Raw genomic sequence first — 1,642 nt, 5'->3', positions numbered from 1 at the left:
GCTGCGGGAAATCGACGCTGCTGCGCCTCGTCGCGGGCCTCGACGCCGCGCGGCAAGGCGGAATCGCGCAGGACGGCGTGCCGATCGAGCAACCCGATCCGTCGCGCATCGTCGTGTTCCAGGACCCGACGCTGTACCCGTGGCGGCGAGTGCGCGCGAACGTCGCGCTCGGCCTCGAGGCGCGCGGCGTGGCGCGCGCGTCGCAGCATCGCGTCGACGATGCGCTCGCGCGCGTCGGCCTGCAGGAATTCTCGAACGTGTTCCCGCATCAGCTGTCCGGCGGGATGGCGCAGCGGGTCGCACTGGCCCGCGCGCTCGTCAACGATCCGCGCCTGCTGATTCTCGACGAACCGCTCGGCAAGCTCGATTCGCTCACCCGGCTCACGATGCAGGCCGAACTCACCGCGCTGTGGCAACGCGACGGTTTCTCTGCATTGCTCGTCACGCACGATGTCGAGGAAGCGCTGTTCCTCGCGCAGCGCGTGATCGTGTTCGGGCCGCGTCCCGCGCGGATCGTCGCCGAATTGCGCGTCGACCTGCCCTACCCGCGCCATCGCGGCGACCCGCGCCTCGCCGAGCTGCGTCACGACGCGTTGCGGCATCTCGGGCTCGATGCGAGCTGGTAGATGCGCGGTACCGTTCGACGATGGGCCGCCGTGCGGCCGGAACGTAGCCGATGAATGCACCGACGTTCTCCGACTGGGCGCTGCTGTTTCTGCAAGGGCTGTATCGCGCGCAAGTCGCGCTGTCGCGCGTGCTGCATGCGATCGGGCTGACGGGCGACGCCGACGGTCAGCCTGCGTGGCCGTGGGCCCGTCGCATCGCGCTCGAAACGCTGCGCATCGACGCCGGGCTCACTCGGCAACTCGCATTCGCCGTCGCGGCGACGACGCTGGCCGCCGTGCTCGCGTGCATCGCGCTCGCGTTACGCAAGGGGCGTGCGGCGTCGGCGCTTGCGGTGCTGGCCGCGCTGGCCGTTGCGTGGTTCACGCCGTGGCCGCCGGCTTCGCTGTGGCTTTCGCCTGCCGTGCCGACGAGTTTCCAGCGCGATCCCGCGCCGTTTTCGGTATCGAACGTGATGCGCGGCGCGCACTTGTATGCGCAACACTGCGTGGCGTGCCATGGCGTGGACGGACGCGGGGAAGGGCCGCTTGCGGCCACGCTCCCGCACTGGCCGCCGACCTTCGCCGGCGCCCTGCTCGCCCGCCGCCTCGACGGCGAACTGTTCTGGCGCGTGCGCCACGGGACACGCGACGAACGTGGTGCGCCGACGATGCCCGGCTTCGCCGCGACGCTCGAGCCCCGCGACACCTGGGCCGTGCTCGACTACCTGAAAGCGCTCGCCGCGGGCAGCGGCGCGCAGGCGGAAGGCGCGTGGCCCGTGCCCGTCCCGCTGCCGGCGCTCGACGTGCGCTGCGGCAGCGCCGCGCCCCAACCGCTCGATCGCTGGCGCGCAGGCCAGCGCGTGCGTATCGTCGCACTCGCGCCGGGCGCGACGCCCCCGCCGGAAGACGCGCGCTGGCAAACCTTGCTCGTCACGGCAAGCGGCACGCCCGTGGTGCAGGCGGCCGGCACGGCGCAAGCCGATTGCGTCGCGTCGACGCCCGATGCGTGGCTCGCCTTCGCGACGATCTCCGGCGTG

Annotated in this window: 2 protein-coding genes; both read left to right on the top strand. The window is 72.3% G+C overall.

The genetic code is table 11. The features are described from left to right. On the top strand, positions 1-626 hold a 626-nt coding region (locus L810_RS43580; RefSeq protein WP_042978518.1), incomplete at its 5' end, for an ABC transporter ATP-binding protein. Positions 627-676: 50 nt separating this feature from the next. Beyond that, the coding region (locus L810_RS43575; RefSeq protein WP_042978517.1) for a c-type cytochrome at positions 677-1,642 on the top strand (966 nt) is incomplete at its 3' end.

Origin of the sequence: Burkholderia sp. AU4i (assembly GCF_000466765.1) — a bacterium.
In the GTDB taxonomy this organism is placed as follows: Bacteria; Pseudomonadota; Gammaproteobacteria; order Burkholderiales; family Burkholderiaceae; genus Burkholderia; species Burkholderia cepacia.
Note: the sequence above shows the minus strand (reverse complement) of the source record. Positions and strands in the feature narration are given on the sequence as shown.